Annotated in this window: 11 protein-coding genes; 3 read left to right on the top strand and 8 right to left on the bottom strand. The window is 71.7% G+C overall.

Annotated features, from left to right (window positions below):
• Window positions 1-64 precede the first annotated feature (64 nt).
• Window positions 65-2119: a DUF6350 family protein gene (locus OHA11_RS17015; protein WP_266507242.1), complete on the top strand. Its 2055-nt coding sequence runs from the start codon at window positions 65-67 to the stop codon at window positions 2117-2119.
• Between the two features lie 6 nt (window positions 2120-2125).
• On the opposite strand, the gene OHA11_RS17010 is transcribed toward OHA11_RS17015, so the two are convergent.
• On the bottom strand, window positions 2126-3112 hold the full coding sequence (locus tag OHA11_RS17010) for an aldo/keto reductase (protein ID WP_266497104.1): 987 nt from the start codon (window positions 3110-3112) through the stop codon (window positions 2126-2128).
• A 231-nt stretch (window positions 3113-3343) separates the two neighbouring features.
• On the bottom strand, window positions 3344-4345 hold the full coding sequence (locus tag OHA11_RS17005; protein WP_266497102.1) for a hypothetical protein: 1002 nt from the start codon (window positions 4343-4345) through the stop codon (window positions 3344-3346).
• Between the two features lie 386 nt (window positions 4346-4731).
• Here OHA11_RS17005 and purN point away from each other — a divergent pair, with 386 nt between their 5' ends.
• A complete protein-coding gene (gene purN, locus OHA11_RS17000; RefSeq protein ID WP_266497099.1) occupies window positions 4732-5352 on the top strand; it encodes a phosphoribosylglycinamide formyltransferase in 621 nt (206 codons plus the stop codon).
• A gap of 68 nt (window positions 5353-5420) precedes the next feature.
• Window positions 5421-6980, top strand: coding sequence for a bifunctional phosphoribosylaminoimidazolecarboxamide formyltransferase/IMP cyclohydrolase (gene purH / locus OHA11_RS16995; RefSeq protein WP_266507241.1), 1560 nt, complete (start codon window positions 5421-5423; stop codon window positions 6978-6980).
• Window positions 6981-7119: 139 nt separating this feature from the next.
• Here purH and OHA11_RS16990 read toward each other — a convergent pair whose 3' ends face one another.
• The 6 genes from OHA11_RS16990 to OHA11_RS16965 form a co-directional block, all read right to left on the bottom strand.
• Complete coding sequence (locus tag OHA11_RS16990) at window positions 7120-7578, bottom strand: hypothetical protein (RefSeq protein ID WP_266497088.1); 459 nt, start codon at window positions 7576-7578, stop codon at window positions 7120-7122.
• A 141-nt stretch (window positions 7579-7719) separates the two neighbouring features.
• Complete coding sequence (locus OHA11_RS16985; RefSeq protein ID WP_266497086.1) at window positions 7720-8655, bottom strand: hypothetical protein; 936 nt, start codon at window positions 8653-8655, stop codon at window positions 7720-7722.
• A gap of 119 nt (window positions 8656-8774) precedes the next feature.
• Window positions 8775-10334 (bottom strand): protein kinase, encoded by a 1560-nt coding sequence (locus OHA11_RS16980; RefSeq protein ID WP_266497085.1) that lies wholly within the window; start codon window positions 10332-10334, stop codon window positions 8775-8777.
• On the bottom strand, window positions 10331-11071 hold the full coding sequence (locus tag OHA11_RS16975) for an FHA domain-containing protein (RefSeq protein WP_266497083.1): 741 nt from the start codon (window positions 11069-11071) through the stop codon (window positions 10331-10333). The genes OHA11_RS16980 and OHA11_RS16975 overlap by 4 nt, the downstream gene beginning before the upstream one ends.
• A 160-nt stretch (window positions 11072-11231) precedes the next feature.
• On the bottom strand, window positions 11232-12800 hold the full coding sequence (locus OHA11_RS16970) for a serine/threonine-protein kinase (protein WP_266497081.1): 1569 nt from the start codon (window positions 12798-12800) through the stop codon (window positions 11232-11234).
• The gene (locus OHA11_RS16965; protein WP_266497079.1) at window positions 12797-13603 is read right to left on the bottom strand and encodes an FHA domain-containing protein; all 807 of its coding nucleotides are present in this window, start codon (window positions 13601-13603) and stop codon (window positions 12797-12799) included. The genes OHA11_RS16970 and OHA11_RS16965 overlap by 4 nt, the downstream gene beginning before the upstream one ends.
• Window positions 13604-13639 lie beyond the last annotated feature (36 nt).

The raw sequence follows: 13639 nt of genomic DNA, 5'->3' as shown, positions 1-13639 counted from the left end.
GTGTCGTTGGGAGCATGGCGGCGTGACCCAGACGACCGACCGCAGCCCGGACCGCACTCCCTCCCTGCCGCCCCCGCCCGCCCGATCGCGTGTGAGGTCGCCCGGACTGGCCGCGAGCCTGGTCGGCGGCGTGCTCGCGGCGGGGCTCGGACTCGGGGCAGTGACCGTACTTGTCATGGTCCTGTGGATCAGTTCGCCCTACCCGGACAGCGGTCCCGAGGGGGCGTTGCACGTCGCCGCCGGGCTGTGGCTGCTCGCGCACGGCGGCGAACTCGTCCGCACGGACACGCTGTCCGGCGTACCCGCGCCCGTAGGTGTGACTCCGCTGCTCCTGGTAGTGCTGCCCGCGTGGCTGCTGCACCGCGCGGGACGCGACGCGGCTGACGGCGACGAGGAGTTGGCACCGCCCGCCGTCCGTACGGCCTGGGGCGGTGTCGTCGCGGGCTATCTGACGGTCGGCGCGGCCGCCGTGGTGTACGCCTCGGGCGGTGCGCTGCGTCCGGCGTGGGCATCGGCCGCCGTATGGCCGCCGCTGCTCGTGGTGACCGCCGCGGGGGTGGGCGTGTGGACGGCGTACGGGCGCCCGCGGGGGCCCCTGCCGCCGCGCGTGCGCCGGGCTCTCCGCGCCCTCCCCTTCGCCTCGTCCGCCGCTGGAACGCGGCTCCCGGTCGCCGTGCGCGCCGCTAGTGCGGGTGCGGCGGCGCTCGTCGGGGGCGGGGCCGTGCTGGTCGGTGCCTCGGTGGTGTGGCACGGGGGCCTGGCCCGCGCGTCGTTCTTGCAGGTCACGGAGAGCTGGTCGGGCCGGTTCGCGGTGCTGCTGCTGGCACTGGCCCTCGTGCCGAACGCGGCCGTGTGGGGGGCCGCGTACGCCCTCGGCCCCGGCTTCGTGCTCGGGGCCGGGCACGCGGTGGATCCCTTGGTGTCGTCGCCCGGTCCGACGCTTCCGCCTTTCCCCTTGCTGGCGGCGATTCCGGGAGCGGGTCCTGGCACTCCGGTGAACTGGGCGGCGGGGGCTGTGCCGTTGGTGGCGGGGGTGGTGGTGGCCTGGTTCACGGTGAGAGCGGGGGTGCCGGCACGGAAGAACGCGGCGGAGGGAAAGGGACAGGGAGAGAGCCAGGGAGAGAGTCAGGGGGAGGCCCAGGGGGAGAGGCGGGGGGAGAAAGAGGGCCAAGTGCCGACGGCGGCCCTCCGGCGTGGGGCGTGGTCACGCGCCCGGACCGCCGGGAACGTGACGCTCGCGGCGCTCCTCTGCGGGCTGGCCCTCGCCGCGCTCGCCACGCTGGCGGACGGCCCCCTCGGTACCCACGCACTCGCCGACTTGGGCCCCGTCTGGTGGCAGACGGGGCCCGCGGCGGCCGGCTGGACCGCGGCGGTGGGCGTGCCCGTGGCGCTGACCCTGCGGGCATGGCGACTGCGAGAGCCTCGGGTACGGGTGCCTCGGGTAAGGACGCCTCGCGTGAAGACGCCTCGGGTGAAGGCGCCTCAGGCGAAGGTCCCTCGCGTACGGGCTTCTCGTGCGCGTGGGCTCGGGGGTCGGGCGTCCTGGGTACGGAGGCCCTGGACGCTCAGCCGTAGCCGACGGATCCAGGAACCCCCGGTCGAGGAATCTCCAGCCCAGGAACACCCGGCCCAGGAACCCCCAGCCCACGAACACCCGGCCCAGAGACCCTCGGCCCAGGAACCTCCAGCGCATGAGCCTCCGGTGAGAGTCCGGATGACTTCAGCCGTGGAGCTGTCTCTCCGGGAGCCGACGGCCCAGGAGCCGCAGGCGCGGCCCCCGGGCCATGAGCCGTCAGGAACCTCGCTCCTGGCCGACGAACCCTCCGAGCCGGCCCTCAACCCCGACAACTCCGAGCCCCCGCGCACCCCACGAACCAGCTGGTTCTCGCGCGTACGGTTCCGGCGGCGTCCGGAGACACCGCCCGCCATCCCCGCCGAGAGCCGCCGCACCACCCCGGACCCGGACTTCGAGCCGTACGATTTCCTGCCGCCCTCCGACTCGTTCGGCTCGCTCTGGCACGACGACGCCTCGCGGGAGACCCGCTGGGCTGCTCTCAAGCAGGCGTCCACCCCCATCGATCCCCTGAATGGAAGGGACCGAGGGGATCGAACGGGCTGAACAGGGTCAGCGGGCCGCGTCCAGCCGGGCCCGCTGTTCCGCCGTCAGTTCCAGGTCCACCGCTGCCAGGTTCTCGTTCAGCTGGGCCAGTGAGGAGCAGCCGACGAGAGGGATCGCCGGGATCTCGCCGCCGATCAGCCACGACAGGACCACCTGGTTGACGGTCGCGCCGGTCTCCTCGGCGACCGAGCGGAGTGCGGCCAGCCGGGCCGGGGTGCCCGCGTGGTCGAACTCGGGACCGAGCGGCTTGTCCTCGCGGACGTAACGGCCGGACAGGAGCGGGGTGTAGGCGACGAGCGTGAGGGACGGGTCGGCGCGCAGATAGCTGAGCAGGTGACCGCCGGTCACACCCTGGTCGCCGTCCGGCGAGAGCCGGCTGGGCAGGTCGGCGCGCTTGCGCAGATAGCTGTGCTGGTACTGGAGGACCTCGTAGCCGGGCAGGCCGGCCGCCGCGGCGAGGTTCCGCGCCCGCTCCAGGCGCCAGGTCCAGTGGTTGCTGGCGCCGAGCAGCCCGACCGTGCCCTCGGCGACTAGTTCGGCGAAGCCCTCGACGGTCTCCCGCAGGGACACGGCCGTGTCCTCGATGTGGGCGTACAGAAGGTCCAGTTTCGCGACGCCGAGCCGTTCGCGGCTGCCCTCCGCCGCCTCGCGGATGGCCTTGGCGGACAGGCCCTCCGGGTTGTCGAGGTAGCTCGTGCCCGGGGCGAGCGGCCGTGCGCCCAGCTTCGTGGCGATGACTATCTCGTCGCCGATGCCACGGCTGCGCCGCCAGCGGCCGAGCAGGGCCTCGCTCTCACCGCCCTGCGTACCGTTGGCCCAGAACGCGTAGTTGTCGGACGTGTCGATGAACGTGCCGCCCGCCTCGACGAAACGGTCGAGGATCGCGAACGAGGTCGCCTCGTCCGTGACCGTGCCGAACAGCATCGCGCCGAGGCTGAGGACGCTCACCTCACGGCGGGTCTCCGGGGCCGTGCCGATCGTGCGGTAGCGCATGCGGGTGTCCTCCCCTTACGGCCCGCCGAGCGGCGGACGTTGAGAGGAGCATGGATTTTGAAGCGCACTCGAAGTCAACCCACGGCCTGCAGTTGGCTGTCTTCGGCTGTCTTCGGCTGCCCCCGGCCATAACCCTGCCGACTCGCGGGCCACCCGTACGGAGGAGACCTGTACGGAGGAGACCTGTACGGAGGAGACCTGTACGGAGGAGACCTGTACGGAGGGGACCCGTCAGTTCTGTGTCCCCAGCAGTCCCCGCAGCTCCTCCGGCAGCAGCTTGTCGCAGGACTTCTTGGCCGTGTTCGTGAGCGAGTCGTTCACGCACGTGTAGTAGTCGCGGTACACGAGCTGTGCCGTGAACGTGGCCGCGACCATGGCGAGCGCCAGGGACGCCGTGACCAGGCCGCTGATCGCCGCCGTGGTCTGGGGCCTGGTGCCCGAGGAGGCCGGCGCCGGGGTGTCCGGATCCGGCGTACGCGGCTTGCTGCGCAGGGCGCTGATCGCCCAGTACAGAGCCAGCGCGCCGAGCAGGAGTGCCACGTACGGCCAGTTGAAGAGGGAGAAGAAGAACGCCCACATGCCGGACAGGAGCGCGTACCGGGCGCGGCGCTGGGCCGGGTCCGACGGGTCCCAGCGCATACCGGGGCCCGGGCCGCCGGACCCTTCCGGACCGCTCGGGCCGCCGCCGGAACCGCCGCCGTTGGAACCGCCGTTGGCACCGGGCCGGTCACCGAAGCGGCCGCCCTGCGCGGGTCCCGGCTGCCGGTCGCTCCACTGGCTGCCCCAGGGGGAGCCGTCGCCCTCGCCCCCGCCGTCCTGGCCGTCGCCCTGCCCGCCCGCGGGCCGCCGCGGCTGCCACGGCCGATCGGGCGTGCCCTCCGGCGGCGGAGCGAAGGGATTGTCGTCGGCAGGAGTGGCAGGAGTGGCAGGAGTGGCGGGAGGAGCAGGAGGGGCAGGAGGGGCAGGAGACTGCGGCGGCTCGGGCCGCTGCCCGGAAGCGGGCGCGCCGCCAGAGCCACCCGAAGTGCCGGAGCCCCCCGATGCACCAGAGCCGCTCGGAGTACCGGAGCCGCTCTGGCCGCCCGAGGAGCCCTGCCCACCAGCGGAGCCTTGGCGGCCCGAGGAGCCCTGCCCGCCGCCCTCGGGCACGTCGTCGCCCTCCCGTGGCGGAGTGGGAGAGGGGCGCCGCTCGCGCAGCAGGAGCGGAGGGAGTCGGAGACTGCGGTCCGGCATCAGGTGTGCGTCTTCCCCTTGATGGTCTCTGGCGGCAACGTGTCCACAGAGCTGGTTACGTGTCCGGGGCTCGCGCCCAAGCGTTCGTACCCGTCCCTGGTCAACGTCCCGTACGCACAAGGCGTTCCCCTGCGCGGACCGTGTTCACCGGGCGGATCCTCCCCAGACGCTACCTTCCGGCCACGCCCCCGTCCCGTGGGGGCCGCCCGGAGTGCCGGTATCGTTGCTGACGGTCGGCCGCTTCGTAGACTTCCCCGTATCCGGGGGCGCGAAGCATTCGTACGACCGTACAAATGCCGACCGTAGACACACTCTCTCTCCCGAGACCCCCCGAGAACGCCCAGAACGTACAGAACCCCCAGAACTCCCCGAGAAAGGGCCCCGTCGTGGCCAAGGCCAAGCGCCTCGTCGTGCTGGTCTCCGGATCAGGTACGAATCTGCAGGCTCTCCTCGACGCGATCGCGTCGGCGGGGTCGGCCGCCTACGGAGCCGAGATCGTCGCGGTCGGCGCCGACCGCGAGAACATCGCGGGCCTGGAGCGCGCCGAGCGCGTCGGGCTTCCCACCTTCGTGTGCCGGGTGAAGGACCACGCCACGCGCGACGAGTGGGACAGGGCACTGGCCGAGGCGACCGCCGCGTACGAGCCGGATCTCGTTGTCTCGGCCGGGTTCATGAAGATCGTGGGCAAGGAGTTCCTGGCCCGCTTCGGTGGCCGGTTCGTGAACACCCATCCCGCGCTGCTGCCGAGTTTCCCGGGGGCGCACGGCGTTCGCGACGCTCTCGCGTACGGCGCGCGGGTGACCGGGTGCACCGTCCACTTCGTCGACGACGGCGTCGACACCGGCCCGATCATCGCCCAGGGCGTGGTCGAGGTCCGGGACGAGGACGACGAAAGCGCTCTGCACGAGCGCATCAAGGAAGTCGAGCGAAGGCTGCTCGTCGATGTCGTGGGGCGGCTCGCCCGCAACGGCTATCGCATTGAGGGACGAAAGGTATTTATCCCGTGACCGCCGAAGGTACGCAGGGCACTCAGGGTTCGCAGGGCGCGCAGGGCGCGCAGGGCACCAAGCGGGTCATCCGCCGCGCGCTCATCAGCGTCTACGACAAGACCGGTCTTGAAGAGCTCGCCCGCGGCCTGCACGCTGCCGGTGTCGAGCTGGTCTCCACCGGCTCCACCGCCGCGAAGATCGCTGCCGCCGGAGTCCCGGTCACCAAGGTCGAGGAGCTCACCGGCTTCCCCGAGTGCCTGGACGGCCGGGTCAAGACGCTGCACCCGCGTGTGCACGCGGGCATCCTCGCCGACCTGCGTCTGGAGTCCCACCGCGAGCAGCTCGGCGAGCTGGGGGTGGAGCCGTTCCAGCTGGTCGTCGTGAACCTCTACCCGTTCCGCGAGACCGTCGCCTCGGGGGCCACGCCCGACGAGTGCGTCGAGCAGATCGACATCGGCGGCCCCTCGATGGTCCGCGCCGCCGCCAAGAACCACCCGTCCGTGGCCGTGGTCACCAGCCCCGAGCGGTACGCCGACGTGCTGTCCGCCGCTCGCGACGGCGGGTTCGACCTGCACGCCCGCAAGCGGCTCGCCGCCGAGGCGTTCCAGCACACAGCCGCGTACGACGTCGCCGTCGCCTCCTGGTTCGCGAGCTCGTACGCGCCCGCCGACGAGTCGGACTTCCCCGACTTCATCGGCGCGACCTTCGAGAAGCGCAGCACCCTGCGGTACGGCGAGAACCCGCACCAGGGCGCCGCGCTGTACGTCGACACTGCATCCAATAGCGGCTCCGCCGCGGGGGGCGGCCTGGCCGACGCCGAGCAGCTGCACGGCAAGGAGATGTCGTACAACAACTACACGGACACGGACGCCGCGCGCCGTGCCGCGTACGACCACGACGAGCCCTGTGTCGCGATCATCAAGCACGCCAACCCGTGCGGCGTCGCGATCGGCGCGAACGTCGCCGAGGCGCACCGCAAGGCGCACGCCTGCGACCCGGTGTCGGCGTACGGCGGCGTGATCGCCGTCAACCGTCCCGTCTCGAAGGAGATGGCGGAGCAGGTCGCCGAGATCTTCACCGAGGTCATCGTCGCGCCCGAGTACGAGGACGGTGCGCTGGAGGCCCTCACCAAGAAGAAGAACATCCGCGTGCTCCGCGCCCACCAGGGCCCGGCCGCGCCGGTCGAGGTCAAGCAGATCGATGGCGGCCGCCTCCTCCAGGTCACCGACCGCCTCCAGGCCGACGGCGACAACCCGTCCTCCTGGACCCTGGCGACCGGCGAGCCCCTCTCCGAGGGCGAGCTGGCCGAACTGGCCTTCGCCTGGCGGGCCTGCCGTGCGGTGAAGTCCAACGCGATCCTCCTCGCCAAGGACGGCGCCTCCGTCGGCGTCGGCATGGGCCAGGTCAACCGCGTCGACTCCGCCAAGCTCGCCGTCGAGCGCGCGGGCGCCGAGCGGGCCCGGGGTTCCTTCGCCGCCTCGGACGCCTTCTTCCCCTTCCCCGACGGCCTGGAGATCCTCACCGACGCCGGCGTCAAGGCCGTGGTCCAGCCCGGCGGTTCGGTCCGCGACGAGCTGGTCGTCGACGCCGCGAAGAAGGCGGGCGTGACGATGTACTTCACGGGGACGCGGCACTTCTTCCACTGACGAGGCCGTCGCGGACCCGTATGCCCCGGGGCCCTGTACGCCCCGCGGTCCCGTACGTGCAAGGCGCCCGGCCGGGAATTCCCGGCCGGGCGCCTTGCACGTACGGTGCGCGGGTCAACCGCGCGGGGATCCGGTCGGCTCAGGAGTCCAGGAACTTGCCGCACGAGCCTTCCGCCACCCAGCGGTGGGAGCTGATCTCGTTGTCCACGTCGTAACCGCTGGTGAACGAGAACCCGTTGAGGCTGCTCATGTAGAACTCGGTCTTCTTGATGCAGGTGTGGCCGCCCGCCCAGTCGTCGCCCGTCCCGTTGAAGACCTGGACGGCCAGGCCGGACGTGCCCTTGTGCAGGATGGACTCCGCGTTGTTGGTGTCACTGCCCTGGAACGAGCCCTGGTCGTTGCCCCAGTTCGAGTCCACGCCCGAGGCACTGCCGAGGTATCCGCTGCAGTTGTCGTTGGCGTAGGCGTAGAAGTAGCCGGACGAGGCGCTGCTATATGCGTTGTCGCAGGGCGTGGCGGCCTGGGCGCCGGTGACGGGGACGAGCACTCCGAGACCCGCGAGACCGAGAGTGGCGGCAGTGGCCAGGATTTTACGCATGGTGGATTGCTCCTTGTTCTGATGGTTTTGGTGCAGGTGGTCGTGCAGGTGGTCGTGCTGGTGTTCCGCAGGCGTGGTGCCGGACGGCGCCGACGTCGCGGAAGTGTGGGGAGCCCGGGGAGCCGGGCTGAAGGTGCGGCCTCAGGCCGTCGAGCCGGTGATGTCCTCGGCCCGGGCCAGCGCGTCGAGCCGCATGCGCTGATAGGTGGCGATGTCGTCGCCGTACCGCTGGAGCTTCTTGTCGCGGTACTCGGTCTGCAGTGTGCGTGCCGTGTCGGCCAGAGGTGTTTCGGTTGCGCAGGTGGCCTCGGCGACCGCCAGGTCCACCTCGGCGGCGAACGCCTTCTCGGTGCTCAGCCCCTTGGTGACCTTCGACAACCGCTCGCGAATCTCTGGTGGATCGGCGTAGTCGTGGCCCGCCTCGCGCATACACGCCGACCAGTCCTTGACCGCGTTCACGAAGCGTTTGTCCTTGATGAGGTCCGGCACGTACAGGGCGGACAGGTTCGTGGCCGTCTTCTCGGCCCGGAACCAGGTCTCGAAGTTTCCGTAGAGCCGGCCCTTGGCATCGGCCTGGCAGCTGTCGCGGGGGGTCTGGACGGTGCCGCCGGCGGGCAGTTCGGCGGTCAGCATGCCGCTGGAGGGGCCGCCTTCGAGCGTCTTGCTGTAGCGGACGCGCTCTTCCTTCGGGAGCGCGTTGGCGTACGCGGAGTTCGGATCGTCGCGTTGGACGTCCTGGAGCTTGTCCTTGAGCCGACTGCCGTAGCCGTGCTTCTTCGCCCAGCCGACGTCGGTGAGCACGTAGCCGCCGCCCTTGAGGTCGTCGACGGTGGGCAGCCACCCCAGCCAGTACTTGAAGCCCTCCGCCTCCATGCACTTCTTGACCAGCAGTGCTTCCGCGCGCTGGAGCAGGACCTGCTCGGCGTCGGTCAGCTCCCGTGCCTGACCCCGGCTCTTGCTCTCGCTCTGGCCCTTCCTCTGGGAACCGGCTTCGGCGCTCGTGGTGCAGCCGGCCGCGGTGAACGTCACGATCACCGCGGCCAGGCACCCGGAAGCGAATGCGAGTGCTCGCCCCATGCTGTTTCCCACTCCCCCGTCCGACCGCGCCGTCCCCCGTGGCGGCGTGTCATCACTGTGGCGGGAGTGCCGGGAGAGCGGTACCTAGAACCTTTCAGGGTCGACCCGGAAAGTCGGCTTCAGTCCCTGGTACGCAGGGCGCGCCACGTGTTCGGGCCCACCTCTCCGTCCGCCGACAGGCCCTCCCGCTTCTGGAAGGCCACGACGGCCGCGTCGGTCAGCGGGCCGAATTCGCCGTCCACTCCGATTCCGGTGAAGCCGTGAAGGTGCTTGAGCAGGCACTGGAGCTCTCTGACCTGGCTGCCACCCTCGCCCTGCTTGATGGCGAAGTCCCACGTGCCGCTCCAACCCGCGGTATAGCCGCGGCCGTAGGTGCTGTCCTCGTACACCGCGGGCTTCTCGCAGGTGGGCGGCGCGGCGACCACCGTGTCCGAGTCCCGCAGGGCGTACGTCACCGTCACCGTCGCCGCGCTCAGCACCGCCACCGCGACCGCGGCCGCCAGGACGGGGCGGCGCCACCGGCGGGGCCGCAGCCTCGGCAGGCGGGCCGAACGGGCCGTCCCCGCGACCTGCTCCACCCGGCGCAGCAGCGAGGCCGCGTCGTACGGGGCGCGCTCCGCGTGCGTAGGGGCCAGGCAGTCGGTGATGATCTCCCGCCAGTCCGGCGGGAGTTCGGGGGACAGACGGAGCTCGTCGGTCCCCCGCGCGTACCGCACCACCGCGTCGCGGCGGGCCTCGGCCGTGGCGCCCGGCAGGGGCAGGGAGCCCGTCAGGACCAGGTGGGCCAGTACACCGAAGGCCCAGATGTCGGCGGTCGGGCGGATCTGCTGGCCGCGTACGCCGATCTCGGCCCAGAGGAGTTCCGGTGGTGTGTAGTCGGGGGTGGAGAATGCGGGGGAGTAGGCGTGGGTGCCCTCCAGTTCCGCCGCCAGGTTGAAGTCGCCGAGACGCGCCGAACCGTCCTTCATCAGCAGGATGTTGGCGGGTTTGAGGTCGCCGTGCACCCAGCCGGCGTGGTGCAGCTGGTGCAGGCCCTCGCAGACCTGGGCCAGCAGGGCGGGCCCGGATCCCGGGGTGGCGGACCGGTCGAGGAGCGCGTCCATCGAGCCTTCCGCCCGTTCCAGTACGAGGACGGTGGCGCCGTCGAGTTCGGGGTGCTCCGGGTCGTCGACCGTCAGCGCCTCGTACATCCGGATCAGGCGTGGTGAGCGCAGCCGCTTCAGCAACTCCTGTTCACGGTCGGCCAGTTCACGCAGGTGGTGCAGCTGGCGCGGGGTGCGGGTACCGGTCGGCAGGAACTTCAGCGCGGCGTGCCGGGGCAGCGGGCCGGTTCCGCCGTCGGCGACGGCGGAGCCCACGACGGCGGAACCGCCGACGGCGACGGTCTTCTCGGCGGCCCCGTCACCGGCTCCCTTCCCGGCCCGTTCCCCGGCCCCCTTTCGGGACCTTTTCCCGGCCCCCTTCCCGGCCTGTTGCGTGGTCCGCGCTCCGGCCACATCCCCGTCACCTGCCCCACCTCTGTCCCCGCCCCCGCCCCCGGCCCGCCGGGCCGCGTACACGCTGCCGAACGCGCCGGACGCGATCGGCTCGCGCACCTCCCAGGGGCCCACCCGGTAGCCCTTCGGAACGGAGACGGCGTAGGAACGTCCGTTCGGTGCGTCGCTCGCCGCGCCACTCACTGCTCCGCCTCCCGCGGGGCCGGCGCCAGGACGACGAGATCGTCCTCCCGTACGAGGTCGAAGCGGAGCGCGAGCGAGACCAGTGACTCCTTCTTGCCGTAGAGGCGCGGGCCGGGTTCCGCCGTGTCAGGGCCGGGTCTCAGGCGCAGTTTGACCGCCAGGTAGTCGATGTTCCAGTACACGGACGAGCGGCTCGCCGCGGGCCAGGAGGGCCGCAGCCGCTCCACGAGCTGGTCGCTCGTGGCGAGCGGGGCGTGCGGTTCGCCCCGTAACCGGGGCTCGCACAGGGCGGCCAGCACCGCGAAGTACCGCTTGGTGCGGTCGAGCGAGAACGCCGCGGCCGTGGTGGCGCCGGAGACCCCGGGATGAGCCGTACGGCTGTACGTGTGGCGCGGCGCCCACACGTCGAAGCTGAGCAGCTCACCCGCCGCGGGCAGCACCACGCGCGAGAACTCGAACGACACGGGCGCGTCCAGGCGGCCCGGCGCGACCTTGATGTGCTCGCCCGCGCCCTCCGGGTTCTCCACCACGTACGTCTGGTCCTGGCTGAGGTTGCTCAGGATCCAGAAGGCCCGGTGCGCGGTGATCTCACCGGCGACCCTGGACACTCCTTCGTGGGCGATCGTCAGACCGCCCTCCCGCGCGGACCTGCCGAAGACGAGCTTCTCGCCCGCCGAGAGATGGATCTGGTCGCCTGATCCAGTGCCCCCCGGCGGTACCACGATGACGCTGTACATGGAGTCGTCTCCCCTTACCCCTGCCCCCAACGATGGCCAGGCTAAAGGGAGTCAGGGGGGTCGGCCAGGCTATCGGGAGTTACCGGAGGCAAGTCATAGCGGCACGACCCACCAGTCGCCCCAGGGAAGAGCCCTGAGCGGTACCTCGGAAGTCTCAGGGTCACTTCTTCCCCGGAGGCGTGTATTCCTTGAGGTAGTGAGCGACGCGGGCGGCGTAGTCGTGGTACTTCGGGGGAACGCCGGCCGCGTCGTTCACCTTCTCGAACGACGTCCGGTAGGCGGCCGCGATCAGCACCCGGTGGTCGCCGGTGAGCTTGGCGTCGATACGGGGCGCGATCCAGCACAGGTAGCGGCTCATGGCCGGAATGGACTCGGCGGGCGAGAACGGGGGCTCGGGGATGGCCTTGGGGGTGGTGCCGTCGGACCGGATCCACCAGCGCAGCACGCGCGGGGTCCAGCGGGCGATTCCGTACTCGTTCGCGGCGGGATCGGACAGATCGGGGTCGAAATCGCTCTCCACCTTCAGCATGGCGGCGAGGAGTGCGGGCGTGACGTCCTCCTGCACACACTCGTGCGCGGAGTCCACGATCAGCGGCCGGTAGACGGCCGGTACGCCCTTGCCGGTACGGAGTTCGCCGTCGCCGTAGGAGGCCTGGACGACCTTCTCGGTCGCGGGAGCGCGGCCCCCGCCCTCCTCCGTGCCGTCCGCGCTGTCGCCCGCCCAGGCGGTGATGCCGTACGCGAGCGCCGAGACGGCGACCGTGGCCGCCGCGGCGGCCAGGACGAGCCTCGGGCGGCGTCCGCGCCACGCGCGCAGCCTCGGCGGACGGGGGGACCGGCCGGTGCCGGCCGCCGCCTCCACCTGTCGCAGCAGCGTCTCGCCGGAGATCCGTTCCGTGTGCGTACGGGCCAGACAGTTCCGTACGATCTCCCGCCAGGCGTCCGGGAGTTGGGGGGACAGCCGGAGCTCATCGGTGCCGCGTGCGTAGCGGACCGCCGCGTCCCGGCGGGTTGTAGGGGTGCCGCCCGGCAGCGGGAACGTGTCGGTGAGCACGAGGTGGGCGAGGACGCCGAAGGCCCAGACGTCGGCCGAGGGCCTGATCTGGCGGCCGCGTTCGCCGATCTCGGCCCAGAGGAGTTCGGGCGGGGTGTAGTCGGGGGTGGCGAAGGCGGCGGTGTAGGCGTGGGTGCCCTCCAGTTCGGCGGCCATGTTGAAGTCGGCGAGCCGGGCCGAACCGTCCTTCATCAGCAGCACGTTGGCGGGCTTGAGGTCGCCGTGCACCCAGCCCGCTCGGTGCAGCTGCGCCAGGCCCTCGCAGATCTGCGCGAGCAGCGCGGGGCCGTGCGGCGGACGCGGGGAGCGGGCAAGCAGCGCGGCGAGCGAGCCCTCCGCGCGCTCCAGTACGAGGACGGTGGCGCCGTCGAGGCCGGGGCGGCCGGGGTCGTCGACGGTGAGGGTCTCGTACATCCGGATGAGCCGCGGGCGCCTGAGCCTGCGGTGCAACTCGATCTCGCGCTCGGCGAGTTCACGCAGATGCGTCAGCTGACGGGGCGTACCGGTGCCGGTGGGCAGGAACTTCAGCGCGGCCGACTTCGGCAGGTCCTCGTCGGCGCCGGTGGACCGGGCCTCGTACACGCTGCCGAACGCGCCGGTGGCGATCGGCTCCCGCACCTCCCAGGACCCCACCCGGTACCCCTTGGGCACCGTGACCGCGTACGCCCCGGTCACCGGGCCGTCCGGCTCGCCGGCTCCGTCAGGACGAGCAGGTCGTCCTCCCGTACGAGATCGAAGCGCAGGGCCAGGGAGACCAGGGACTCCTTCTTGCCGTTGAGGCGCGGGCCGGTGTCCGCCGTGTCGGGGCCCGGCTTGAGACGCAGTTTCACGGCGAGGTAGTCGATGTTCCACTGGACCGAAGTGCGGGCCGCGGCAGGCCAGTTGGGGCGCAGCCGCGCCACGACCTGGTCGACCGTGGGCAGCGGGGCGTGCGGTTCGCCGCGCAGCCGGGGCTCGCAGAGGGCGGCCAGGACCGCGAAGTACCGCTTGGTGCGGTCGACGGAGAACGCGGGCGCGGTCGTCGCCCCGTCCATGCCCTCCGGGGAGCGCAGATAGTCGTGACGGGGTGCCCACACCTCGATGTGCAGCAGGTCGCCCGCCGCCGGGAGCACGATCCGGGAGAACTCGAAGGGGACCGGCGCGTCCAGCCTGCCCGGTCCGACCTTGATGTGCTCGCCCGCGCCCTCCGGGTTCTCCACCACGTACGTCTGGTGGGCCGAGAGGTTGCTCAGTACCCAGAAGGCGCCCTGCGCGGTGATCTCCCCGGCTTTCCGGGAGACGCCCTCGTGTGCGATCGCAAGTCCGTTGTCGGCCGCGGAACGGCCGAAGGCCAGTCGCTCTCCGGGCGCGAGCCGCAGCTGGGTGCTGGTGCGCCGGTCGCCGTACGTGCCGCTGTGCGTACCGCTTTGCGTGTCGCCGTACGCGTCGCTGTGTTCGTCCTCCGTGGTCGGCGGAGGTACCACGATGATGCTGTACAAGGCCGTTCTCCCCGTCCCGCTCCCCGTTTCAAGTCC

Source organism: Streptomyces sp. NBC_00878 (genome assembly GCF_026341515.1).
GTDB lineage: Bacteria > Actinomycetota > Actinomycetes > Streptomycetales > Streptomycetaceae > Streptomyces.
The sequence above is the reverse complement of the archived record's forward strand: the minus strand, read 5'-3'. Positions and strand labels throughout refer to the sequence as shown.